This window comes from Verrucosispora sp. WMMD573 (assembly GCF_027497175.1).
Lineage (GTDB): Bacteria > Actinomycetota > Actinomycetes > Mycobacteriales > Micromonosporaceae > Micromonospora.
In genome coordinates this window covers 3,913,726-3,938,149 of the sequence record NZ_CP114901.1, presented here as the reverse complement: position 1 = coordinate 3,938,149, position 24,424 = coordinate 3,913,726, and the positions used below count along the sequence as shown (strand labels likewise).

Below are 24,424 nucleotides of genomic sequence, written 5' to 3'. Positions count from 1 at the left end.
TCGGACCATCCGTGAGACGAGCGTGAGACATCACGGCAGTTCGGTTTGGAGTGGCGCTGGCGCAATCGCCAGCGCCACTCCCCCGATGACAACAATGCCGTAGACCGTCGCCACTTCCGGCCGCCGCGTCCCGTCCGATCGATTCAGCGCGTCCCAGCCATGCTTCTACCGTCCGGCAGTGTGCCGGCACCGGGAGCCTCGAGGCCGGCGAGCATCTGCTTGTACGCGGTGGGGTGAACGATCGGAATGCCGTACTGGCGGGCCTTTTCAGCCTTCCCGGACATGCTGTCTGGGTCGGCAGCAACAAGGAGTCGGGTCTTCTTCGTGACACGGTCGCCTACGCGCAGACCGGCTGCTGTCGCTTCCTCCTCCCATTCCGACCGTTGAGGGCGCATCTCACCGGTGAAGACCACGAGATCGTTTGCTTTGAGGTTCCACTGGTCGCGGCGGTGCCGTCGCTGCCGGCTGCTGTCGGTCATGGCGATTTGCAGGGCATTGTCTACCTCGGGTCGTGGTAGGCCCAGCAGATCGGCAACTTGAATCAGGTCATGCCGCTCTGCGGCCGTCACTACACCGTCCTCGGCTGCGACCTCGGCTAGGCCGGCGAGGTAGGAACGGTGTAGATCCTCAACATCGACGCGAGCCAAACCAAGGTCTTCCGCCGTGGCGACAAGTGCGTCTGCCTCAGTGGTCGAGACATGCCGATCGAGGAGAGCCTGGTCAAGCAGATCCAGGTAGGCATCACCCTTCGGCTCGTGTAGCCGTGGCAGTCGATCGACGAGTCGGGCGAGGAAGTGCTGGTCGCGATAGCCAGGTGTCCGGCGTTGGACGGGCACGACCGATACGGCCCGAATGGGCGGCCACGAAAGCTTGGCCGCCGTCGTTATCGCAGGCTCCCATGGAGGTGGGGTGCCGGCTGAGGCAAGGTACCGCACGAGCAGTTGGGCGGCCGCTCGGGCATCATGCAGCGCGGAATGTGCTCGGTGCGGCGGCAATCCAGCCGCCCGGCAGCAGTCGTACAGACTTCTTCCGGCCAACGGCAGGAAATGCGACGCCAACCGCATCGTGCACAACCCAGCAGCTGGGTCAATAGGTGCCTGAATTCCCGTCCGCCTGTACTCAGCCCGCAGGAACGACGCGTCGAAGTGGAGGTTGTGCGCGGCGAGAACACGACCGCGTACCAGCCCAGCGACATGTCCGGCGATCTGCTCGAACGTGGGAGCCCGCCGGGCCTCGGCTGCGGTGATGCCGTGAATGAGCTGCGGACCGAGATCCCGTTCCGGGTTGACGAGACTGCACCATTCCCCGGTGACCCGGCCGCGCTCGTCAAGGTGCACCACAGCAACCTCGACAATCCGGTCGTGCCAACTGGTCCTCGTGCCTGTGGTCTCCAAGTCGATGACCGCGTACATAAGTCCCTCCCCTACGCCGACATCGCTGCCCTGCTGGCCACGGCTTCCCGCAATCGCGCTAGCCAACGAGGCGCCAGCGGCAGCGGCTTACCCAACGAGCGCAGGTAGCTACGCCGGTAACGCGTCTGCTCGGTGTCCTCCCACAACTGCGCGGTGGCTGCGACAGCCGACGTCAGCGCCAAGGCAGTCGCCGCGACCGGTGAAGCAGCTGCCGGCTGCGCAGACGTGCGTTCCGCGAGTTCTTTCCAGGCCGGCACCTCGGTCGGCCATGCAAGCGAGGCGATCTTCGACTTCGACAACGCACGATGCCGCTCGACGGCCTCGTCGTACCAGGCCCGCTGCTCGGCGATCTCATCAAGCAGATCGGGAATCGCAAGAACGTTGCCCTCCAGAGCAGCAACCGTTGGAGCCGGCAGCAGATGGCCGATCCTGTCCAGGATGCTGGTCACGGCATCGACTTCCCAATCGATCAAGCACCTGTCCACCAGCAACCGCACAACCGCGACCATCTGCTCGGCATCGCGCTCGACCTCGTCAAAACGCAGCACCCAGGCACCGCCAGCACGCCCGATGGCGCTCAACCGCCATATAGCCAGCGCTTCGCGACCGTCGCTATCGGCACCCACCGCGAGGACCGCGTGGCCACGTACCCCGGGCACATAGTCACTTGTGACAGCAAGTTCATCGTTTGGTTGATCAGGATTCGATGTCACGGCTCTCCTTCACCATCGAGAAGGGAGGGTCGATGTAACCACTCTCGAAGGCGTACCAAATCAGGTGAAGGGCTACCGCTCCCCGGTCCGAGGTGCAACCTCGACATCCATCCGGGTGATCCGCACCAGCGGGACATGCTGCTGGCTGGCCGGTTGTCAATCTGATGCCTCGACCGCTATCCGGAGAAGAGACGGTTTTGTCCAAACCGGTGCCCGCTCTAACACCGCCGACGCCACTCACTGATCGACAGCGACTAACAGGCAACCGACGGGAGGAGCATCTGTCGGCGGCCCCGTGCCTTGACAAGCACCGGGGCGCCCACCGCAGCGACCCACTGCGAGTGGCGCTCGAAGGTGCTGACAAAGAACGACACTGGCTGGCGTTGCCTCGCGCGCCACCGGCTCCCTGCGTGGGCGGGGCCGTCGCCGTTACCGGGTCCGTTACGGCGAGGACCCGCCCTGCCGCCTCATCCAGACTGCACCGTTGATGAGAAACACAGCCTGCAGAGCGTCCTAGGATAGGAGTTGGAGGCATTCAGCGCCTTCTGCTTCCACAACAACCCGGATTCTTCGAGGAGCTCGTCACCGATTTGCTGACGCTGGCTGGGCTCACCGAGCGGTGGGAGCGGATCCGATGGTGACCACGCGCGCCCACTCGGGCGGTGAGTCCGGCATATAGTCGGGGTCGTTCTCGTCCCACCGGCCGAGTCGAGAAAACAGTCCCACGACGGTCCGACAGCGCGGGCGTGAGGTCGGCCAGGGTGTCTGTCCATCGGACAGCACGACGATGACATCCGGGCCTGGTCTGTCTCGCAGCGCTCGGGCGAAACCGGCGCGCAGGTCGGTACCCCCACCACCGACTAGTGGGATGTCCTCGGCTCGGCACAGTGGGCGTACGACTTGGGCTGCCGCGTCGCAGGGCAGCACGGTGACGAGGTCGCGGCGGCCACCCACGGCCCGGGAGATCGCGGCGACCTCGAGCAGGGCGCTGCCAAGTTCGGCGTCGCTGACCGACCCGGAGGTGTCGATGATGACGCAGACCCGCGGTGGCCGGCGTCGCAGCGCCGGCAGGACGACGCCGGGTGCGCCGGCGGAGCGCCGTGACGGCCGGCCGTAGGTGTAGTCCTCGCCCACGCCGGGCGCGGAAACCGCCGAGCGGACCGCGGCTCCCAGGAGTTCTCGCCACGGCTGTGGTGGATGGAACGCCCGTTCCGCCCACCGTCGCCAGCCCTGGGGGACGTTTCCCGGTCGGCCGGTGATGCCCTCGGCCACCCGGAACCGCACCGCATCCCGCTCCTGCGGGCTGAGGGCGTGCGCGCCGTCGGGTCCGAGGTCCCACTCTCGCTGCAGCCCGTCGGCGCCGCTGCCGCAGTTCAGCCAGGCCAGATGCTGGGTACGCGGCCCGAGCCGGAACTGCCGCAGGTAGTCCTCCATTAGCTGGCCCTCGGGCAGCAGCAGGGAACTCGGCTCGACCGCGCCTTCCGGGCGGGCCAGCCCGTTGCCGAAGACGTCGTCGTTGATCTCGCAATCCGCGGCGATGTTCATCCGCAGTCGCTCCCCCGGCCCGGTCAGCCCTCGTTCCCGCGCGATCCGGTCGCCGCGCCCGTGGTGGTCACGCAGTAGGTGCGAGACCTCGTGTACCCACACTCCGGAGAGTTCCTCCACAGGTGTCCGGTCCACGAACGCTGGCGAGACGTAGCACCGCCAGTGCGGGTCCACCGCCATCGTCGGCACCCACCGGGACTCGACCACATGCAGGGCGAACAGCGCCGTCGCCAGGTAGGGCCGGACCCGGGCGGCGTGCAGCCGGGCGGTGAAGAGCTTGTCCCGGTCCAGCGTCCCGGAGTGTTCGGTGCTCATCGGCCGGTCCCCGCGACCGCCGCAACCCGGGCCGCCGTCTGGTCGGCCCGTCGAGACAAGGAGACTGCCCCGGCGAGCTGCTCGATCGAGGCGGGCACGTCCCAGTTTTCCTGGCGCAGCCGGGCGAGGGTGGACGCGGGCACGACCACCAGGTCCGGGGCACCGGTCTCCACGGCCCGGACCAGCAGTGCCCAGGCCGCATCCCAGCGGGACTGATCCGGACGCCGGCGTACCGCCTCCACCACACCGTCGAGCACGGCCTGGCGTAGGTCGCCCCGCTCGGGCAGGACGGCGGTGGCCGGGTCGGCGAGCAGCACCTCGGGGTCGGGGAGGTCCATCCGGTCCAGGCTGGCCAGCAGTTCCAGTCCGGGGCCGTCACCTACAGTGCCTCTGACCAGCATCGACAGGACCTCCCGGGAGACGTCGGCCGCAGTGGCGAAGGCAATCAGGCGCAGGGTCATCTCCCAGCTGCGCGGCGACGGCCACGGACCACCACGGCTGGCCTCACTGGTAGGCAGCCGGTGCACGAGCCCCGGGCGAGCCGACAGCAGCCCACAAACCGCACGGCGGGCGAGGGCAACGGCCTCGGGCAGCCGCTGCGGGTCGAGCCGGGGCGGCATAGCCCGGGGCCAGGTCCCACCCAGACCGCGTACGACGACCTCATGGTCGTGAGTCCACTGTAGGTGGACGAAGCGGTTGGCCAGCGGCGGGCTCAGCTCCCAGCCGTCGGCGGCGGAGGACCGTGGATTGGCGGCGGCCACGATCCGGACCCCGGCCGGCAGACGCAGGCTACCGATCCGCCGTTCGAGCACGAGGCGGAGCAGGGCGGCCTGCACGGCGGGCGGGGCGGTGGACAGTTCGTCTAGGAACAACAGTCCGCGACCGGCGCATACCAGGCGCACGGCCCAGTCCGGCGGCGCCATCGGCACACCCTGGGTCGCCGGGTCGTCGCCGACGACGGGCAGTCCCGAGAAGTCGGACGGCTCGTGGACACTGGCGATCACCGTTGTGAGCGGCAGGTCCAGGGATGCGGCGAGCTGCGTCAGCGCGGCAGTCTTGCCGATTCCCGGCTCGCCCCACAGCAGCACCGGAAGGTCGGCTGCCACGGCCAGGGTCAGCGCCTCCAACTGCGGGTGGCAGCGGGTTTCTGTGGTGGTGTCGGAAAGCAGCGCGAGCAGGTCGGCGGCGACGTCGAGCTGCGGCATCGGGGTGGGGTCGATCGAGGTACGGGTGGAAGGCATCTGAGATCACCTTTGAGATCGTGGTGGGCCGGCCTGGGCCGGGCAGGGGTAGCGGACCGCTGGTCAGCGGGCGATCGCGTGACGTGGGTGGGAGCGGCGGTCACGCTTGGGCTGCCAGTCCCGGGAGCAGGGAGCAGGTCCGTGTCCGGTCAGCCCGGCTCGGAACAGCCCGTACGTGATCCGCCGCAACGCGGCGTCTTCCAGCTCCTCCCGCAGATCCCCGCAGCGCAGAAGCGCATCGGGCCCGAGCAGGGCCTCGACAGTGGCCAGCGCGCCGGCGGTGTCCCCGTGGTCCAAGCGGGCACGGATGTCCGGAAGGCACTCCGGGCTGCGGTGCGCCTCGTCGATAGCCCGCAGGCAGGGAAGCGGGTTGCCGGTCAGCGCGGCCAGCAGTTCCTCCCGGCGAATCTCCGCTGGGCCGTGGTCCAGGGGTGTGAGCCCACCGTCCACCAGGCCGATGCGGTGCCAGGCTCCCCGGCAGGCAACGAGACCTGGCGTTGCCGCCGGGTCCGGCAACGTCGGGGTGCCGGCCGGTAGGTGACCAGGCGCGAGCGCGGAGGCCACCAGCGGGTGCAGCCGGTCGATTGCGATCCGCCCGCGACGCAGCAGCTCCACATCGGGTGCCAGCCAGGTCGCCGCGTCTGGCAGCACCGGCCCCCCGGCGACACCACCAGCCCGCGAGGCCCCGGCGATTCGCGCCGCGGGTGGCCGCAGGTCCGTGCTTGCCGGAGCAACGTCCAGGACCAGACGACGTCGAGGGCCGAGCCGCACCACCACCGAACCGCTGGTCCGGCCCTCCTCATGGAGCAGCAGCGTCGCTTCGGCCGCCCACCGGTCCACCGCGAAACCACATTCCCGCAACGCGTCCCACAGCGGATCACGGTGCACCGCGGCGGCGTTGTCGGAGGGCAGCTGCTCCAGGCCCGAGCGGCACCGCAACTCGTCGGCTCTCCGCGCATCCCACAAGTGGCGGTGCAGGTCCAGGCGGAACCGACGGTCGGGACGCGGATGCGGATGAGGGCCGTCGTCCTTGTCGCGGCATCCAACGGCCCACAGCGCCAGGCTGATCCGCTGGCCCGCATCCGCCCAGGCCGGTGGAGTCCGGGCCACGAGGTGCACCGGCTCAGCGCCGTCGTGTTCCGTCAGGCCGTACCGCGTCAGCGAGATAGTCAGGCCCGGGCGCAGCAGCCCGTCCGGAGCGATCCTCGGCAAATGCCAGCGCAGCAGGTCTGGCGCGAGGTACCGGAGATCGGACCGCAGCCGGGCGGCCAGTTCCCGACCGTGGCAGCGAGCCACGGCGCGCAGGTTCAGGTCAACATCGACGCGAGCGGCCGCGCATGCACCAGCCCAGTCACCAACGCGACGACGAACTGTTGCGGCTTCGATCATGGACGGCGGCACGGCGTACTCACGCACGCGCCGCCAGAGGGAAAGGCGGGAATCCGCATTCGCGGCCAGGGAGCGCATCAGCACTCACCTTGCGCGAACCGGACCCCCAATCTGAGAGAAGAGTTCATCGCGGCGCAGTGTAGCGCTCCGCCGCGAGCTAGCCAAGGTACAAAGTCGAGGGCCCGCTGCCGGCCCGGTCGCCCGTCCGCGATCACGGCCCCGCCGCCCTCGGCGACGAGACGGACCAGCCTACGAAACTGAGCGGGGAACTTGAGCGATGCGCCAACCCGGCCGGGAAGTCGTCGTCACCATGGAGGCCGGCGCCACCCACTCGGCCGGACGATCCGGGGACTGCTGCTCGACCGGCACGCCGCAGACTCGCGATCGGTACGAGCCGAGGCGCCAGGTGAACGCTCGCAGATAGTCGAACGTCTTGAACGACACACCGGGCCGGAAGTAGGTGGTCTGGACGAAGTCAGGAACTGCTGCAACTGCTGATGCTCGACCCCGAGCCGTTCCGCCATCGGCTGCATCGACTTCCGCCGGCCGTCCAGCATCAGCCCACGCAGATACCGCAGACCGGTCGCCCGCTGATCCGAGCGCCGCAACCCCGCGAAGATCCCCGCCGCGAAGTCCTCCAACCGCGTCCGCACCCGAACGAGTTCCCGCTCATCCACGCACCGCACCCAAACACCACCACGACGTACATTCAAGCGACACGCCACAACGACCTAACAAAGCACTACTAATCCGGCTGTGGCGGTCAGCGGACCTCGCTGACCGCCATCGGGGTGACCACCACCGATCACCGGCAGGGCTCAGGCACAGGTACGGATGTTTCCGTTGTGTCCGGCCGGCGTGGTGTACTTCTTCAGCACCCATCCGAGGTACGGGTCCTGTTCGGAGCTGACCTGGGTGGTCCGGTCGCCGCCTCGGTTGTTGGGCCACTTGACCTTTAGCCAGACCGAGCTGGTGTCGTTGCCGTTGAACCCGGAGTCGAACTGGCACACCGCGAACAGCGGGCTGTCCTGCCGGGCGATGCCGAGCTTCTCACAGTGCGGGTCCACGCAGCCGCACGTCCGCTCCGGGCAGCGGCGGACGGTGAGCCCGACGTCGGTGCCGTCCACCACCGTGTCGTACACCCGGAACCCCCACGGTCCGGGGCCCGACGGCTCCTCCTGCGTGCCGTACGGTAACTGCTTCTTCTCCGGTACCCCGTGGCAGTTCACGGTCCCCTGGGCACCGAAGTTGACACAGCCGTTACCGGCGTCGTCGCCGATGGTCGCCTCGGTCCGGGTACTCTCCGGCGGGCTGTCGGCCGAGCCGCGCTGCGCATAGATCATCGCGGCTGCGGTGATCAACGCGCCGATGACGATCGGAATGCCCGCCAGAAGAATTTTCCTGTTTTTTGACATCGATGATCGATCTCTCGATGATTGCGACGTTTGCGGTCGCTGGTGGGTTGCCTGCCTGCAGGAGAATAGAGATGTTTGCTCGCACTTCCCTCGCACCCCCAGGGAGATCGGAATGGGAGCGGAATGAAGGCCCGTGGTGCGCGCCAGGCCAGCATGTACCTGCGGGAACTGCTTGACGGACCCTATCGGGACCGCTGGGCGCGAGCCGAGCTTGTGCTGCGTGACCACGACGGCCTGAATCAGGCCGCCGTTGCGAAGGTGCTCGCCGCGTTTCTCTGGCAGAATCCCCGGACCCCCACAGATCGTGATCTCGATCCGGAGAAGCTTAAGGATCTTGTCTCTCGCGCTTTGACCGGCAAGGTGTTGAGTCGGCAGACCATGCAACTGTTTGTGGACGCCTTCGGGATCGGCGATGCGCACGCCGCCAGCCTGTGGCGGCAGTGGGAGGGCGTGGAACTTGCCCGGGTCATCTACGGAGACCTTCCACCGCTCGCCGGGGAAGTGTCGGACCCGCCGGAATACCAGACGATCTCGTTGCACGAATTCCACTATCTCGGTGCCGACGGCCAGCCCGCGTCGCATCGGACCATCCAGGACATCCGGTCGCTGGTAGACGGGCTGACAACCTATCGCTACACCTTCGACACCGATGAGGTGGAGGTCGAGCGCGTGCAGGGTGGCGTACCCGGCGAGCCTTATTGGCTGCGCGACAGTCTCTGGGCCGTCAACGTCATGCTGCCCCGCCAGCTCAACCGGGGTGAGATGACGAGCATGGAGTACGTCACCCGGTTTCACTACTCCGCCGACGTCGAGCCGGTGTTCCGGCGGGTGGCGCACCATCGCTTGGAGAAGGTGGCGATCCGGGTACAGTTCGATCCCGCGCGGCTGCCCCGCCAGGTCTGGTGGACAGAGTGGGCGGACTACCGAGACCCCGACGATCGAGTCGCCCGCCAGCACCCGGTAGAACTCGACGTGGAGAATGCGGTTTACCACTGCGTTGACGTCGTCGATCGCTCCGTGATCGGGTTTGCCTGGCAGTTCGACCCGGTCTAGCTTGATCTTTAACCTGGGGTTGGTTCGTATCGACCCTGGCTGATCATGGGCGCAGTCCTTGGCTGATCAATCTTCTGCGGTGGAGGCCCACCCAGCCATGGGAACCCCGCCACCCGCCGACACGACGGACCAGTTGCCCGCCGCAGAACACGCGCAGCCGCCCATCCGGTTCGGGGTCGATCGTGACAGGCGGCGGGAAGCACCGACGTCACCGTACGGACATCCGTGTCGAAGGCGTGTCAGGATCATCCACAAGGGACGATGTCGAGACCTGAGGCAAGCCCTTCCGGGCCGCGGTGTCCAAGACGCAGGAAGCCTCCGGGCCACATGGTAGAGAACAAGGACGTTACGCCTGCTCAAGGGGCCTGCACCGTCATCGCGATCTCTACCGAACTCCGCGACATCGGATGCCGCCGAGCCACGCGCACTCGTCGCCCGAACGCAGGCAGGACGGCGATCGACCCCAGACCGTACGCTCGTACGGGCAGAATCACGTGTCGAAAGCCGATCAACACATCCATAGAAATAACTGAAAAAGGCCAGCTGAGCTGGCCTTTTTCAAAGTCGGGACGGCCGGATTCGAACCGACGACCCCTTGACCCCCAGTGAACTAGTAGGTCTACCGGCACCTGCCGGACGATGCCTGCTGGTACCGGACATGCAGGTGACTGGCGGTGTGAGGATCCGGTCCACGCCAGTCACTGCCGGGCCATATCGGGCCGTCCGTGAGACGGGCGTGAGATCTCACTGCAGCCCAGATGACAGAGAGGCGCTTACTGGAAACCAGCAGCGAGCGCCTCTCTGCGCGCTGCTGCATGGCCGACCGGCCATTGCACCCAGCATCCCGAAAGAGCACATCGAGTAGGCCGGCCCCTGCCGTGCCGAAACGGGCTGACACGGCACGCATGCGCTGACAGCGGAGCCGCCCGGCGAGGCCGGTCCGATGGCGACCCGCGAGGTTCTGCCCGCTACCCGAGAGGCTCAGTCGATCGGCATTGGCATCGATCCATCCGGTAACGTAGGGTATCGACAAGGTTCCACTTAGTCAGCTATCGCTAGGCCGTGTCTTCAAAGAGTCACAACCATTGCAGTAGGGCGGCGATGGTGACCGTGGCCTGGTACGAGGTCGCCGTCTTGTCGTAGCGGGTCGCGACGCTGCGGCATTGCTTGAGCCGGTTGAAGCAGCGCTCGACGACGTTGCGCCGCTTGTAGAGCTGTTTGTCGAACACCGGCGGCCGGCCTCCTGCGCTGCCGCGCCGGCGGCGGTTGGCCTGCTGGTCGGCGCGCTCCGGGATCGTGTGCCCGATGCCTCGCCGGCGCAGGTCCGCGCGGATGGCCTTCGAGCTGTAGCCCTTGTCGGCGATGATGTGATCCGGGCGAATCCGAGGCCGGCCGGGACCCTGACGTTCGACGCGGATCGCGGCCATGACCTGGGCGAAGCGGGTGCAGTCGTTGACGTTGCCGCCGGAGAGCACGAACGCCAGAGTCCGGCCGGCGCCGTCGCAGGCGAGGTGAATCTTGGTGGTCAGTCCACCTCGAGATCGACCGAGGGCGTGATCTTGTGGTTCGTCCGTTTCGCAGGTCCCCCTTTAGCGCCGGCGGCGTGTTGGTGAGCCCGCACGATCGTCGAGTCCACCGACACCAGCCAGTCGATGTCCCCGGCCGCGTCCGCGTCGGCCCGAACCCCGTCCAGCATCCGCTCGAACGTCCCGTCCAGTGCCCACCTGCGAAAACGGGTATAGATCGACTGCCAGGACCCGTAGCGGGCCGGCACGTCCCGCCACGCCGCCCCGGCCCGGATCTTCCACACGATCCCGTTGAGCACCCGCCGGTCATCGGCCCGCGGCCTGCCACCGGTCACCACCGACGGCAGGTACCGCGACAGGGCTTCCCACTCGACGTCAGACAACTCGTAGCGACGACCCACGCGCTACATCATCCGACACCAAGATCCTTTGAAGACACCGCCTAGCACCGCACCGGGTCAACCGGATCAGCGAGGTGGCCGCGACATGGACACCGGCAGACACAATCCCAGTTGCGAGACAGCCCGAGGACACCGCTGCCTCTGCACCCAGTGCGGCGGCAGCCAGCATGGCGTGCAGGGTTGGCTCGACCACGTCGACCAGGACTATCTGACCCGTCACGAGGGCCGGGAGCGCTTCGAGAGCAAACTGGCCTGGACAGAGCATCGTCCACGGTCCCTGGAGCAGACCCGCGGCAACCAGGAAGTCACCACCGACCTCGCCCGGATCGACATCGCGGACTGGCTTGCCGCTCCGTCGCCGCCCGTGGGGCCCGAGAACGGCGAGCCGTACCCGACGCCAGCCGAGCAGGTGACAGCGCTTGCCGAGGAAATGACGCGCGGAGCCTGGCAGGAGATCGTCACGGAAATCGACCGTGCCACTCCGGACGCCACCAACGTCAAGCGCGACCTCACCAACCACTTCTGGTGCGATCTCTTCATCGGGCTGGTCCAGGCGATCGAGATGACCCAACGAGGCTTCGACAGCATCCCCAAAAAGGCCAAAGCCCTGATCCTGGGTTCGGGACTACAGCCCGACCGACCCCACGTCACCGATGCCCTTGTCAGTCTGATCGTCGACAAGGCGTGGCACGGATTCCAGGCCGCAGCGTTCGCGGGCGCACCCCTGCTCGACCTCATCTCAAACGATGAAGCCTTGCGCGCACTACGGATCCTCGCCGTGTTCATCTGCCCCGCACCAGCACAACACCCCGCACTACGGCAACACGCCCTGAAACCGCTCGGAGAAGACGCCACCAAGATCCTCACCGATCAGACCAAGACCAGACTTGCCGAGCTGTTCACCGACTGGCGAGCCGACGGCGATGCCCCGCCAAGCAGATAGCTGCGCCGAGCCGTGCTCCCCGCGCCGACGGCGCGCTCGTTCAAGACACGTGCCCACTCCGTCATGACAATCGGCATACGCCGGGGCAGCATCAGGGTGAGCCGACCGATCTGAATATGAGGTGGAGCCTGTTGTCGTAACTCGGGCACGATGCCGGGATGAGGCGCTGACTGGAGACCAGCAGTCCAGCGCCTCTCCGCCAGCTGCATGGCCAATCGGCCACCGCGCCCCAGCATCCCGGAAGTGCACATCGAGGGCTGTGTCCAAGCCGGTCACAGCCACTCGTTGATGGCCGCGGGAGGATCGTGGCTTCGTAGCGCACGGCGAGTTTGTCGAACCTGGTGGCCACGGCCCGACTGCGCTTGTCGCGGTTGATCCCGCACTACAGGCCGCGCCTGGCCCACCTGGGCATCACGAACTCGTTGACGCCGCTGCGACTGCCGCCTGGCGGCAATCGAGTGAACTCGATTGCCATGAACCTGCGGTTGCGGCCATTACCGCAGCGTGTTGATAGGTCGCGGCAGTCAGCCAGGCCACCGCCAGGACGGTGGATTCCTGCTGGTTCAAACGGCCGAACGCGTCGCGGCTACGCCGGTGGCCCGCGCGCCGCAACTCCTGCAGCACGGACGCGGCTGTCGGCAGCTGGGCGTCTAGCAGCGCCCGTGCGTCGCGGTCGACGTCCGAGATCAGGGCACTGCGGCCAGCGGCGACCACTCGTTGCAGGTGGTGGGTGAGGAGATGCAATGGCGGTTGAGGTTGGTCGGCGCTCGGAGGCTCAATGGTTGTGCTGCCGGGTAGGTCGGCGCGCTGTAGCTGGTCGATGCCAAGGTCGACGTGTCCGCCAAAGCGGTCCGGCAGCCAGGACGCGGCAATGGCGAGACCGTGGACCTGGCAGGGTCCGTGGAAGCGTCCGATCATGCGTACCGGCATGCCTGCGGAGTGAGCGGCGAGCAGGCGGAGGTTCGCGACGTACGGGAGCACCGGATCATCGTGTGGGGCGAGGACGACGACCGGCCCCGGCAGGTGCGTTGTCGTCAGGAGCAGGCCTCGCTGGTCGGCGTTGAGGACGCCGTCGAGGAAGGCGAGGTCGTGTCCGGCGGGGCGCTCGGGTGGGGCGAGGTCGAGGGCGTTCAGCCAGCGGGCGGCCTGTTCGGGGATCGACTGCCGCCAGAGGGCTGCGGCCGGTTCCTCGTGCCACGAGCGACCCGAGGTACGGACGGCCTGCACTGCTCTGCCGTGGCTGAGTCGCCGGTCGGTTGAGGCGTGCGCGTTGACGGCGACGAGCCCGGCCCGGCCCAGTTCCCGGTGGCTGAGCGTCGCGTCGCCGAAGTTGACGTTTGCATGAGCGGCGTTGCGGGCGCTGTTGCCATCGCCGGGACGTGCCTGTGCCAGGCTCCAGATGGTCGCGTTGTCATCGGTGAGGTAGCTGACCGCGCCGAGGTGGCCGGTGGTGGTGCACAGGGGCTCCGCGCACAGCCCGTACAGATGCAGATCCCCGACCGGGCGGTAGCCGCGCCGGCTCACACCCCGAGCGACGTGCTGGTCACCCACCCCGTTGGTCAGGAGGTGACAGACGATCAGCACTTCGCGCAGTTCCTCGGCGAGGTCGGCCAGCCGGAATCCAGGGACGCCGCGGCGAGCTGCGCGGAGTAGTTCCACCACTCTGGTCGCGGCTGTCGCCAGTCGGGGCAGTCCGATGGCACGGGCCTGGTGGATGGCCCGTAGCAGGTCCGCTTGGAGCACCGCGCCAGCGCCTGCCACGCCGTGCTCGAGGAGCTGCGCAGCGACCTCGTGTACCTGCGCGGCGACGGCGTGTTGCTCAGCCGTGGCGGACGAGTCGGCAGCGTCGTCGGGTAGGTCGGTGCTGGTGGTCACCGTGGTCTGGGGCGTGCCCGGGTCCGGTCCGGCCGCGACCGCCTGGTGCGGGTGGGTGGCGAGGACGGGTGCGGCGCTGAGCACGGCGGCCCGGTGCAGGCAGCGTGGTGCGAGCAGACAGTTGCAGGTGGCTCGGTCGGCGGTGTCGACCGGCGTGGTGAGGGTGACGGCGACCTGGTCGTCGATGGTGACGGTCGCCCCGTCGGCGGAGGTCGTGATAGACCAGGTCGGCTGTTTCTCCAGGGCCTGGTCGAGCTTGGCCAGCAACCGGTTGGGCAGGGCGGCGACGGCGTCGGCGACGACGTGTGGCGCGACAGCAGGCAGGCTCATCGGACCTGATCTCCGATCCAACGGGCCAGTTCAGTGGGGCTCAGCGCGGCGACGGGCATCCCGGCGGCCACCAGCTGCCCGGCGACGGCGGTGCTGTAGCGGGGTCGACCCCCGTCGTCGAGGCTGGCGCAACCGAGCAGGGTGACCCCGTCGTCGGCGAGCGCCCGGGTGGCTGCCAGAAGTCCGCCGATGGAGTGCCCCTCTTCGAAGTCGCTGACCAGCACGACGAGGCTGCGGCTGGGGGTGGTGACGAGCTGCCGGGCGTAGCGCAGGGCGGCGGCGATGTGGGTACCGCCACCCACGCTGATCTCCAACAGGAGGCTGAGTGGGTCAGCGACCCGGTCGGTCAGGTCGACCACTTCGGTGGAGAAGGTGACGAAGTGGGTTCGTAGGGTCGGCACGCCGGCGAGGACGGACGCGGTCAGCGCCGCCCAGATCGTGGACGGCTCCATCGACCCGGACACGTCGACGAGGAGGATGATCTGCCAACCGGCACTGCGCCGACCGCGGCTGCGGAAGATGAACCGTTCGGGGCGCAGCTGCACCGCGCCGCGGGAGTCGAGGTGTGCGGTGTGCAGGTTGGCGTGCACCGTGGCGCCGAGGTCGAGGCGTCCGCTGGGTCGACGGCTGCGTCGTGGTGTGGCAAGCCCGGTCAGTGCCGGCCGGATCTCCCGGGCTAGCTGGGCGGTCAGCTCGTCGACGAGCCTGGCCACGAGTGGGCGCAGTCGGTTGAGTCGCGCCTCGGGGAGCCCGCCGGCCAGGGCCAGGACAGTGTGCAACAGTTCCACCGAGGGTCGGACGTCTTCGGGTGCGATGGTGAGCAGGGCATCGGCCCGTCCGCGTTCGGCGGCGCGGGCGAGCACCTCGTCGCGTACCGCGGCGCCGAACAGCGCTTCGAGGTCGTCGGCCCACTCACGCACCTGCGGGTATGCGGATTGTCGTCCGCCGACCGGTCCGGTGATGGTGTGGGAGCCTTCTCCCCAGCCGCTGCCGTACAGCTCATCGAGGGCGGTGGCGAGCCGGCGGGCGTGCGGTGGCAGGTCGTCGGCGCGGCGGCCGAGCAGCAGTCGCCAGCGCTGCGCGGCGGGCAGCGTGTGCGGTCGGGAAGCCGGGCGGGGTTCCACCGGGGGCGGTGGTGGAGCCGACCACTTGGCGGTGTGGTCTGCTCCGCCCAGGGGCAGCCCGAGGGCGGTCAGGGCCTGCCGGCCGGACTGGTCGGCGGCGAGCCAGTCGGCGAGTAGCCCTGGTGAGACGGTCATCGTCTCGTCGACGTCGCCGATGCGGTGACGGACGGTATCCAGGAGACGGTCCCGATCGGCGGGGCTCAACGCGTCGAACCCGCCCCGCAGCGCGGGCAGCCGGCGGATGAAGTGGTCGTCGTCCCAGCCGTCGATGGTGTCCAGTAGCGGAGCCAGCGTGTCCCCGCCGGTTTCGAGCAGGGCGCCGGCGAGGGTGAGCGCTCCGCGGAGTCGGTCGGTGCATTCGGCGGCGGGCATCTCTGTCCAGGATGCCAGGACCGCGCCGAACGCGTCCGGGGCGGCGAGGCCGAGTAGCACTTGGACGGCGTGGGCCGCTCCCCGCATCAGTGGTGAGCCGTCGCGGGCGAGGCAGTTGACAGCCTGGCTGAGCCGCAGCAGGTGGCCGCTGTCGTCGGCATGCCGGACGAGGTCGAGCAGAGCGCGGGCGTCCCCGGGGTCGGTGGATCCGCCGAGCCCGTCGATGGCGCGGACTGCCGCGGCGTGCAGGTGTGTCAGGTGCTCGTCGAGGCCGGTCGGTGGTGTCGGGGTGGCGGGGATGTGCCCACTTCGCAGCCGCTGGAGCAGGCGGCCGGCGGTGGCGAGTTCGGCGAGGGTGGCGGTGTCGGTCACGGCGGTGTGCAGGTCGGCGAGGCGGACGTCGACGGCGTCGGGTAGGCCGCAGGTGGCGGCGCGGGCGAGCCCGGCGACAGCCTGCGCGGCGGTGGGGCCGCCGTCGGCCAGCTCTCGGCGACGCCGGGTGTTCAGCATGCCCGCGGCGGCTTGGGCGAGGGTGACGCCGTGTGAGCCGGCGGCGGCGAGCCCGGCGTCGGTGCCGGGCTGCCAGTGCAGCCGCCAGCGGGTGGTGAGCGTTTCGTCCGTGGTGGTCTCGGCAGGCTCGGCGTAGGGCACCTGACAGGCGAGCAGTCGCTGCAGGGCGGCCTCTCGTCGCCGGTCGAGTGGAGTACGCAGTGGATCAAGCCGAACGGTGCGGGGCGGGTCACCGGGACCGGGCAGGCGCAGCTGCCGCAGCAGAGCTGTGGTCGCGGGAGTCAACCCGCACACGGGTGTCTCAGGGCAGGGCTGACCGCGGTGCTGTCCGATCAGGGTGTGCTGCATCGCGGCGGCGACCGCTCGCCCCCGGCCGGCCGGCTCGCCCTGGGCGAGGACGGTCTGCACTGCTTCGACGAGTTCGCCGCGCCCGGCGGCGGGCAGGTTCCGCAGGTGGGCGAGGTCGTGGGCGAGTCGGGTGATCTCGGCGGCCTCGGCCGGCCCGGCGGGGTGTCCCTGGTCCCGCAGGTGCCGGGTGATCTCGACGGCGAAGCTGCGCAGGTGGGCGGCCAGCGCGGTGGAATCGGCGTACGCGTCGTGGACAGCCTGCTGCCAGCGAGGGTCGCGGATCCCGGCGGGATATCCGGACCGCGCGTCGAGCAGGTCGAACGAGTACGGCACCAAAGAGATGAGCGGGGTTCGTCGCGACCCCCCGACGTCGGGTATGGGAGGTGTGGTGGCCGCCGGGTGAGCCGGTGTGGTCAGGGCGGGGGCGTGGAAGGCGCCGACGACGACGGCGAGGCGGCCGGAGGTTTCCGCGATGCGCTGTCGCATCCACGCCTCGCGCCGCTGGTCGAGGGCGCCGATGCCTCCGGCGGCATCGGCGCGGAGCGCCCAGCCGACCGCCAGCGCCGATCGGCGTACCGCTTCGGGCGGTGATCCTGGGGCCGCCGCCTCGACCCAGCGGTCCCACAGGTCGTCTCCGGTCCGACCGGTCAGGGTGGCCTGCACAGTGTCCGCGTACCCGCTCACCCGCGGCCCGACGGCCGCCGGGCGTTCCTGCCACGCCGGGTCGCTCAGCGGAAGATCGCAGCAGTGGGCCGGCACGCCTCGCCGTTGTGCCCACCGCAGCGCGGCCAACTCCGGGGAGAAATCGGCGAACGGGTAGAAGGCGAGCGGTCCGCCCTCGTCACCGCTGGCGGCGGCGAGGGCGACCGGCGCCTGGGTGTCGGGGTGCGCCAGCCAGGTCAGCCACGGCTGCATGTCGGCGGGCAGCTCGACCAGCACCGCGTCCGGGTGGGCCGCGTCCAGCAGGGCGGGGATCGCGGAGGCGAGTACCGGCGAGTGGTGCCGCACTCCGATCAGGGTGACACGGCCTGTGTCGGTGAGACGTGCAATGGCGGCGCGCGGGTCCTCAGCCGTGCTGTCATCAGTCATGCAGGACATCGCGCTGTTCCCATAGCTGACGCCACATCCGGCCGCCGGCCTCGGCGCGGCGGCGCAGGGCGCCGTCCCAGTACGCCAGCAGCCGGGCGTGGTCGGCCGGGTCGTCCTTCCGCACGACGCCCACCAAGTGCCCGGGGAGCAGCGACAACGGGTCCGGGCCGGGCAGGTACGCGGTGGACAGGCAGATCGACGCGGCGACGGCGACCGCCTCGGCAGTGCTCATGACCGAGGACGGGCGTTCCACCTCCCAGCCCTCGACGGTGCTGCCGGTACGCAGGTCGCGGAAGGCGGTCACCAGGGTTTCCAGCACCGCCTCGTCCACGGTGTACGCGGCTCCGACCCGTTCCACGGCGGCCCGGGCCTGCCGGGTGACGAGGGCGACCTCGGCGTCGAAGTCGGCGATCGGCGGTACCACCTCGAAGTTGAACCGCCGTTTCAACGCCGCGGACATCTCGGACACACCCCGGTCCCGCAGGTTGGCTGTGGCGATGACGCAGAAGCCAGGAGCGGCGTAGGCGACGGAGTCGTCGGCGAGTTCGGGCAGGACCAACCGTCGGTCGGACAGGATCGACACCAGCGCGTCCTGCACCTCGGGCAGGCAGCGGGTGATCTCCTCGATCCGGGCGACGGCGCCGGTGGTCATCGCGGTGAGCACCGGCGAGGGCACCAGTGCCTCCCGGGACGGTCCCTTGGCCAGCAGGAGCGCGTAGTTCCAGCCGTAGCGTAGCTGTTCCTCAGTGGTGCCGGCCGTGCCCTGTACGGCCAGGGCACTGGTGCCGCAGACGGCAGCGGCGAGCAGCTCGGACAGCATCGACTTGGCGGTGCCCGGTTCGCCGACGAGCAGCAGGCCCCGTTCTCCGGCCAGGGTCACCACACACCGCTCGACCAGGTCCCGTTCCCCCACGAACTTCGGTGCGATGGTGACCTGGCGCCCGTCGGGGCCCGGCACGGGGCGACCGGCGGAGCCGGCGATGAACGTGACCGCCGCCCGGGGGGTCAGCCGCCAGCCGGGCGGGCGGGGGCCACGGTCGGCGGCGGCCAGGTACGCCAGCTCGTCGGCGTACAGGTGCTCCGGCGGGTCGATCTGTCGGGCGTTCACGCCTTCTCCTGCAGGTCGAGGTAGCGCGGGTTGTCGCCGGCGGTCACCCGGTCCCATGCCGCGCGGAACAGCTCGGGCGTGGGACGGGTGACCAGAGTCAACCCGTTGAGGGACAGGTACAGCGGCTGCTTCCAGACCTCCATGGGTGGGTTGGGAGTCTTTGCCGCGAGCCAGCCGCCGGGCAGAAAGACGCCACGACCGGCACGTTCCCGCTTGCCCGCCACCACCAGCCCTGAGTCGAGCAGAGCCGTCTGGGCCTGCTTGAGGGTGGCGGGCTTCCACGCGTTCCAGGTCCGCACGTTGACGTCGGTGGGGTGCGGCAGGGCGAGCAGTTGCAGGTAGTAGCCGGCCTGGTCCCGGTCGAGGCCGGTGTGCGCTGCGACAGCGTCGACCAGGTCGGGTGCGCTGACCCGCGGGTCGCGGTGTTCGCCGCTGGCGCCGTCGGGGGTGGACAGCACAGCGATGAGGTCCGGTGAGAGCACCAGCCGCAGTGTGTCGGCGATCGGCCCGGGGATGAAGCCGATCGCCGGGTCCTGCGGTCCGCTGATCAGGGCCGGGGCGAGATGGTGCACCACGGTGTCCCCGAAGGCGTGTCCGGCCACCAGCGCCGGTCCCACCTGGGGCGGCTCGTCCACCTCGTGTCGCCCCGCGCCGATCAGCAGCCGCGGGTTGCGCAGCCGCTGCCGCAGCAACTCCTGAGCCCGGGGCAGAGCGTCACGCATCGGGTCACCCCACGGCAGCTCGTAGGCCAGCCACAGCAGCGCCACCGTGCACCCGTACAGGTGATTGCCGTCGAAGGGGGTTCCGCCCATGGTGGTGGTATCCAGTCGGCCCCAGTCGCCGGGCCGGCTTTCCCCGTCGGTGGTCAGCCAGCTTCCGGTAGCCGGCTCGGCGATCGTCTGCAGGATGTCGGCCGCTCGTGTCGTAGGCAGGATGCGGGTGGCGTCGGCGAGCAACTTCTCGCCGATCACCACGCGGGTACCGCGCAGTGCCAGCCATGCCATTGCGAGGCGGTCGACGTCCGGACCCTTCTGCCACAGATCGGCCGGGTCCCGCGGCATCGCCGCGTCCACCAGTGCGATCCGTTGCCCGTACGACAGAGACTTCAACGCCTCGCGGGCGGTGCGCGCCTGGGTGCTGTTCACCCCGAGGACGCGCCGCTGGTCGGCGGTGAGGAAGTTCGCCTGCCATTCGTCGATGCCGGGAAGACCAGCCAGCAATAATCCGGCCTCCGCTCGCGTCATTCCGGTGCGCCGCACCAGGTCGTCGACGCATTCCGGGCGCCATGGGGCCGGGCCGTGCTCGGCGAGCAACCGGCAGAACACCCTGATCCGATCAGCGCCGCGCCAGCCCGCCGTGGCGGTCTCCGCCTCGATCGTGGCCCCAGGCGGCGGAGTGAACCGCCCGTCCGGGGCCAGCTGCACGGCGGTGCGGCGCCACTGCTTGCTCCGCCCGGCGTACCAGGTGGGGCCATGTTCCGGCAGCAGCACCGTGACCTGGGCATCGACGCGCTGAACGACCCGGTGGTTCTCCGGAGGCGCCTCGTCCCACGCCGCGGTGAGGACCCGCACCGCGTGCGCCGGGTCGGCCAGAACGGTACCGGCCAGGGTGGACAGCAACTGGGTCAGCGCTTGGCGCTCCTGCTCAGCGGTGACTGGCGCGGCGGCGCGGATGGCCAGGGCCCCGAGCCCGCCGAGCGCATCCACCCACGTGGGACTGGCCTGCGGCACCTCCTCGGCTGTCCCGTCCGCAAGGAGGTCGGCGACCGCGGTGACCTGTCGAAGGATCTCCCGCCGCGTCCCGGCGCTGCCGCCGTAGTAGGTGAACCGTTCCCTCGGCAACAACCCCGACCAAGCGGTGCGCAACAGATCATCGGCGACGCCTTCGACCGGGGCCTCGACGACCGGATCGGTCGCCAACAGCTGCGGCAGCCCTTCAAGCCGCCGGCGCAGCCGTACCGCGCGCACCACCTTCTCCGCCACGACGGTACGTAGCACCGGGTCGGTCACCTCCGTCAGCACCTCGGTGACGATGGCCAGCGCCACCGCGTTGATCTCGGTGGACTTCGTGACGGAGTCGTCGATCGCCATCAACCGGGCCGCGTCGGCGGCGTCGAGCCGCCGCAGCCGGGCCGAACCCGGCGCATCACGGGGGCCCAGCGCATGCCACCAGGCCAGCGGCGGAAGGTACCGGGAGGGTCGGCACCGGTCCACCGGTTCTCGGCCGTCGGCACTCCACACGGTCAGCTCCAACTCGGCCCGGTGATGGGGCCGCCCGGTCACCGGTAGCACGACGTCGCTACCCGGCAGCCGCAGGCCGGCGACCAGCGCGTCGCCGTGGAACGGGTTGCGGCTGGCCCGAACCGCGCCCGGATGCCAGGACACCTGCCGTCCGTCGACCCCCTCCCCCACCTGCGTGCCGTCCGGCAGGCGGGTCACCCGCCACCCGACCAACCCGTCGCGCCAGCCCAGCGGCGACGAGGCGAACTGGGCCGGCGCCGGCCGCAACTCGCACAGGTCAGCGACGAGGGTCGCGCCGGAGGGCAGGTCGGCGGTGAAGAACGCGGGCAGGCTGTACCGGCCGCCCTCGCCCGTCGCCGGGTCGTACTCCCGCCAACGCCGCTCACCGACCATCGGGTTGGTGGGCCGTTCGTATCGCCAGAACGAAACGCCGTCGCATGCGACCGGATACGTCGCGGCCGGACTACGGGTGTCCCCGGCGTGCCAGGGCCGACCACCCGTGGTCGTCGCGCCATCGGGCAACGGCAACGACAGCGACCGGCGGCCCCACAGGGCGTGGTCGGTCGGTTGGCCGGGGTCGATCAGCTCGTCCGGGTCGGCCGACCAGTAGCCGGCGAGCCGACCGCCGGTGGTGTACCAAGTGACCAGAAGTTGCCCGTTGACCAGCCGGCAACTGGTGTCGGCGTAGGAGTTACGCGCGTATGGGCTGTCCTCGCGCGGATACCGGAAGATGTGTTCACTGGTCGGGCCGTCGACGTCGACCACGTGCGCCGTCCGGTTGTCGTGCACCACCAGCTGCGGCCAACCGTCGCCGAAACGTCGGCCAACCTTGTCCTCGGCCACCTGCTCGTACTCCGGCCAGGACAGCTCCGCGGCCAGGCCGGCCCGCATCGACCGGGCGAGGACCGCAGGCACGTCAACCCGCGCCAAGGCGGTGAACGCATCCGGTGCCAACGCCACACCGGCGGGCGACCACACGGCCGCGAGCTGGGACAGCGCCTCGTCCAAGCCGATCAGGGTGCCCTCCGGCACCCGGGCAGCCCGCTCGACGAGCAGCTCGGACAGCACCTCCCGCACGCCGGCCGTGCCCAGCGTTTCGGTGACCAACCGCGCCGGCAGCGGCCCCGACCCCTGCTTGTCGTGCAGCTCCGACAGGGCAGTTTCGGCACCCCGTGCCAACAAGGGTCGACACCGGGGGTCGGCGGCCACGACGCGTAGGTCCCGCCGGCCGGAACCGACGTCGTGCACCCAGGCAGACACGTTGAACGCACCGCTGTCGGTGTCGATCACCACCGGCACCTCACCAGCGAGGCACACGTCGAGAATGTCCAGGTCGGCCCGGTGAGCGAAGTCGCTCCACAACGTCACCGGCCGGCCCTCCGCCCGTAGCCGCGGCACTAGGTCCGCCACGACACGGATCAGCCGCTCACAACGGCGCCGGCTACGCCGCTCTCGCAGCGCCATCAGCCGCTCCAGCCACCGCGCCGCAGACACCGTCGCCGCCTCGTCACGTAGCAGATCGAGCGTGCCTGCCGCGTCCAGCAGCTCCAGCCAGAAATCGGTGACGTCGGTGGACCAGCCGGGCGGCTCGGGGAGAATCTCCACCAACCGCATGCGCACCGCCGGATCACGCCTGGCCAGCCGCGTCAGCGGTTTGCGGTACGCCTTCCACACCGCCTCGCTCGATCGGGTCATCGCGGGGAACGCCAGCAGCTGCCGGATCACCGCCTCGGCCTGCTCCTCGGCGTCCACGCCGGCCGCCTTCGCCAGCCGCCGGAGATCCTCGGCCATCCCGGCGTACGGCGCCAGCCCCCCAGCGACGCGACGAATGGCCAGAGTCCGCACCAGCTCGTATGCCTCAGGCGCCGGCCGCCGCGTCGCGACCGCGCGGGAGTACTCGGTCAGCATCTTCGCCGTCAGCGCACCGGCGAAGGCGAACTCCAGGTGCACCTCCCGCAGCCGCTCCTCGTCCACTGTCAGGCCGTGCACCTGTTCGGCCCGACGGGCTTCCGCGAAGCAGCCGCCGGCCATCCGTGGGTTGTCGGCGGCGCGGAACGCCCGCCCGGCCTCCTCCCAGAACGTCGGCAGGAAGTGCGGCGCCGCCGCACCCAGCCGGGCAGCAAGCTGCTGGTAACCCTCGCGGGCGTTACCCGGCTTGGAGGCGGCGGTTCGGGCGAGCCGGGCCATGTCCTTGACCATTGCCAGTGCGTGCCGACCATTAGCCGGATCATTGATCAGGGCCCAGGCCGGGAACCCGAGCGACTGCCGCCGGGCGGTGCCCACCGGCGTCGGTTCGGCGGTACGGCTGAACCCGAGGAATTCCATCGACAGATCCTCAGCCACGCCCAGGGTCGCCCCGGCCAGACGGACGACAGTGCGATCGGTGAGCGCCGGATGGGTGTAGCGACGTGCGGTCACCACATCACGTCCGGTCTGCGCCTCACCGCCAGGCAGGATCGCCCCCGCCTCCAACAGCGCCTCACTCACGCCCGCTCACCGTCCTCATCGACAACCCGTCCGGCGTACAGGCCCGCCGCCATCCGCATTCCTTCCGACCACGCCACTGGCCCCACAGCCGCCAACTCCACCGACGCCCCCTCCGGATCGGTGAAATAAAGCGGGCCGGTCTCGGTCTCGTACAGCGGATCGCCCTCGCCGATCCACACCGACGCGACCATCGGGACGCCGTCCTCCCACACCCGCACCGACGCGGCACCGCCCTGCACCCGGTAGCCCGCCGACGTCGCCCGCGCCTGCACGTGCCGCAACTCCTTGTAGCGACCCCCGGCGTATCGGGACAGCTCGCGCCGACGCTCGTCGGGTGACTCCGGCAGCGCCCACACCTCCCGGAACAGCTGCAGCGTCTCCTGGCGCACCCCCAGGTCCGCGGCGAACTCCCGCAGATCGGCCAGTTCGGGCAGGCGAACAGGGTGCGGCAGGACCACCTGCAGGGCGGTGAGCCAGCCGCTCTCGCCGTCCAGGTCCACCACACCGAGACCCTTGTCCGGGTCCGCATCACGCAGCAGCCCCGCGCGGTCGGTGTCCCATCGCCCCGCACCGTCGATCGGCACCACGACGAGATCACGCAGCGCCATCCGCCACGCCTCGTCCGCCCACACCTCGCAGATCGCGGTGGTCGGCACGGGTAGCGACCGCACCATCCACTGCTCGACCTCCCGCCGGCAGGAGACCTCGTGCCGCTTCAACCACTCTGAGAGCTGCCGCAGGCCGACGACGGTGTCGGTGTCACGCAACGCTTTCGGCAGGCTCTTGAGCAGCCTGCCCTGGCGGTTGCGCGCGATCACCTTCCCGCGTTCCAGGCTCACCTCGTAGTCGGCACCGGCCGCCAGCCAGCCCATGTTGATCTCCTCCCGCGGGCAGTGAGCGGGATTCTGCCATCCGCGACCGACACTCGAGATCGCTGTCCGGCGGGGTGCACCCGCCGGACCACCGGGCACACCCGCGCTCGTCCGGC

13 protein-coding genes and 3 pseudogenes are annotated in these 24,424 nt (G+C 69.7%); 2 read left to right on the top strand and 14 right to left on the bottom strand.

Annotated elements, in window-relative coordinates:
- Nucleotides 1–143: 143 nt before the first annotated feature.
- From O7601_RS17945 to O7601_RS17910, 8 genes and pseudogenes are all read right to left on the bottom strand, one after another.
- Entirely contained in the window at nt 144–1,412 is a 1,269-nt protein-coding gene (locus O7601_RS17945; RefSeq protein ID WP_281562258.1) for an exonuclease domain-containing protein, read from the bottom strand.
- Nucleotides 1,413–1,423: 11 nt separating this feature from the next.
- A complete protein-coding gene (locus O7601_RS17940; RefSeq protein WP_281562257.1) occupies nt 1,424–2,125 on the bottom strand; it encodes a DUF6218 family protein in 702 nt (233 codons plus the stop codon).
- Between the two features lie 609 nt (nt 2,126–2,734).
- Nucleotides 2,735–3,985 (bottom strand): VWA-like domain-containing protein, encoded by a 1,251-nt coding sequence (locus tag O7601_RS17935; RefSeq protein WP_281562256.1) that lies wholly within the window; start codon nt 3,983–3,985, stop codon nt 2,735–2,737.
- Nucleotides 3,982–5,226 carry a MoxR family ATPase gene (locus tag O7601_RS17930; RefSeq protein WP_281562255.1) on the bottom strand — a complete coding sequence of 415 codons (1,245 nt, stop codon included), beginning with the start codon at nt 5,224–5,226 and terminating at the stop codon, nt 3,982–3,984. The genes O7601_RS17935 and O7601_RS17930 overlap by 4 nt, the downstream gene beginning before the upstream one ends.
- A gap of 63 nt (nt 5,227–5,289) precedes the next feature.
- The gene (locus tag O7601_RS17925) at nt 5,290–6,693 is read right to left on the bottom strand and encodes a hypothetical protein (protein WP_281562254.1); all 1,404 of its coding nucleotides are present in this window, start codon (nt 6,691–6,693) and stop codon (nt 5,290–5,292) included.
- 95 nt (nt 6,694–6,788) lie between these two features.
- Nucleotides 6,789–6,881, bottom strand: a pseudogene (locus O7601_RS17920) (IS5/IS1182 family transposase); the annotation flags it as partial.
- A 210-nt stretch (nt 6,882–7,091) separates the two neighbouring features.
- Nucleotides 7,092–7,235: pseudogene (locus O7601_RS17915) on the bottom strand (transposase); the annotation flags it as partial.
- A 198-nt stretch (nt 7,236–7,433) separates the two neighbouring features.
- Nucleotides 7,434–8,030: a hypothetical protein gene (locus O7601_RS17910; RefSeq protein WP_281562253.1), complete on the bottom strand. Its 597-nt coding sequence runs from the start codon at nt 8,028–8,030 to the stop codon at nt 7,434–7,436.
- A gap of 123 nt (nt 8,031–8,153) precedes the next feature.
- Here O7601_RS17910 and O7601_RS17905 point away from each other — a divergent pair, with 123 nt between their 5' ends.
- Nucleotides 8,154–9,083: a hypothetical protein gene (locus O7601_RS17905; protein ID WP_281562252.1), complete on the top strand. Its 930-nt coding sequence runs from the start codon at nt 8,154–8,156 to the stop codon at nt 9,081–9,083.
- A 1,076-nt stretch (nt 9,084–10,159) separates the two neighbouring features.
- On the opposite strand, the pseudogene O7601_RS17900 reads toward O7601_RS17905, so the two are convergent.
- Nucleotides 10,160–11,010, bottom strand: a pseudogene (locus O7601_RS17900) (IS5 family transposase).
- An 85-nt stretch (nt 11,011–11,095) separates the two neighbouring features.
- Here O7601_RS17900 and O7601_RS17895 point away from each other — a divergent pair.
- Nucleotides 11,096–11,953, top strand: a complete 858-nt coding sequence (locus O7601_RS17895; RefSeq protein WP_281562251.1) for a hypothetical protein — start codon at nt 11,096–11,098, stop codon at nt 11,951–11,953.
- A 411-nt stretch (nt 11,954–12,364) separates the two neighbouring features.
- Here O7601_RS17895 and O7601_RS17890 read toward each other — a convergent pair whose 3' ends face one another.
- The 5 genes from O7601_RS17890 to O7601_RS17870 form a co-directional block, all read right to left on the bottom strand.
- Complete coding sequence (locus tag O7601_RS17890; RefSeq protein WP_281562250.1) at nt 12,365–14,158, bottom strand: SWIM zinc finger family protein; 1,794 nt, start codon at nt 14,156–14,158, stop codon at nt 12,365–12,367.
- Nucleotides 14,155–17,520, bottom strand: a complete 3,366-nt coding sequence (locus O7601_RS17885) for a DUF5682 family protein (RefSeq protein WP_281562249.1) — start codon at nt 17,518–17,520, stop codon at nt 14,155–14,157. The genes O7601_RS17890 and O7601_RS17885 overlap by 4 nt, the downstream gene beginning before the upstream one ends.
- Nucleotides 17,521–17,593: 73 nt before the next feature.
- Nucleotides 17,594–18,709 (bottom strand): AAA family ATPase, encoded by a 1,116-nt coding sequence (locus tag O7601_RS17880; RefSeq protein WP_281562248.1) that lies wholly within the window; start codon nt 18,707–18,709, stop codon nt 17,594–17,596.
- Nucleotides 18,706–23,436, bottom strand: coding sequence for a hypothetical protein (locus O7601_RS17875; RefSeq protein ID WP_281562247.1), 4,731 nt, complete (start codon nt 23,434–23,436; stop codon nt 18,706–18,708). The genes O7601_RS17880 and O7601_RS17875 overlap by 4 nt, the downstream gene beginning before the upstream one ends.
- Complete coding sequence (locus O7601_RS17870; RefSeq protein WP_281562246.1) at nt 23,433–24,308, bottom strand: DUF4132 domain-containing protein; 876 nt, start codon at nt 24,306–24,308, stop codon at nt 23,433–23,435. The genes O7601_RS17875 and O7601_RS17870 overlap by 4 nt, the downstream gene beginning before the upstream one ends.
- Nucleotides 24,309–24,424: the final 116 nt, after the last annotated feature.

Bases quoted from the DNA above. Each gene is read 5' to 3' on its own strand.
- O7601_RS17945 (WP_281562258.1), bottom strand. From the start codon at position 1,412: ATGTACGCGGTCATCGACTTGGAGACCACAGGCACGAGGACCAGTTGG.
- O7601_RS17935 (WP_281562256.1), bottom strand. From the start codon at position 3,985: ATGAGCACCGAACACTCCGGGACGCTGGACCGGGACAAGCTCTTCACC.
- O7601_RS17930 (WP_281562255.1), bottom strand. From the start codon at position 5,226: ATGCCTTCCACCCGTACCTCGATCGACCCCACCCCGATGCCGCAGCTC.
- O7601_RS17925 (WP_281562254.1), bottom strand. From the start codon at position 6,693: ATGCGCTCCCTGGCCGCGAATGCGGATTCCCGCCTTTCCCTCTGGCGG.
- O7601_RS17910 (WP_281562253.1), bottom strand. From the start codon at position 8,030: ATGTCAAAAAACAGGAAAATTCTTCTGGCGGGCATTCCGATCGTCATC.
- O7601_RS17905 (WP_281562252.1), top strand. From the start codon at position 8,154: ATGAAGGCCCGTGGTGCGCGCCAGGCCAGCATGTACCTGCGGGAACTG.
- O7601_RS17895 (WP_281562251.1), top strand. From the start codon at position 11,096: ATGGACACCGGCAGACACAATCCCAGTTGCGAGACAGCCCGAGGACAC.
- O7601_RS17890 (WP_281562250.1), bottom strand. From the start codon at position 14,158: ATGAGCCTGCCTGCTGTCGCGCCACACGTCGTCGCCGACGCCGTCGCC.
- O7601_RS17870 (WP_281562246.1), bottom strand. From the start codon at position 24,308: ATGGGCTGGCTGGCGGCCGGTGCCGACTACGAGGTGAGCCTGGAACGC.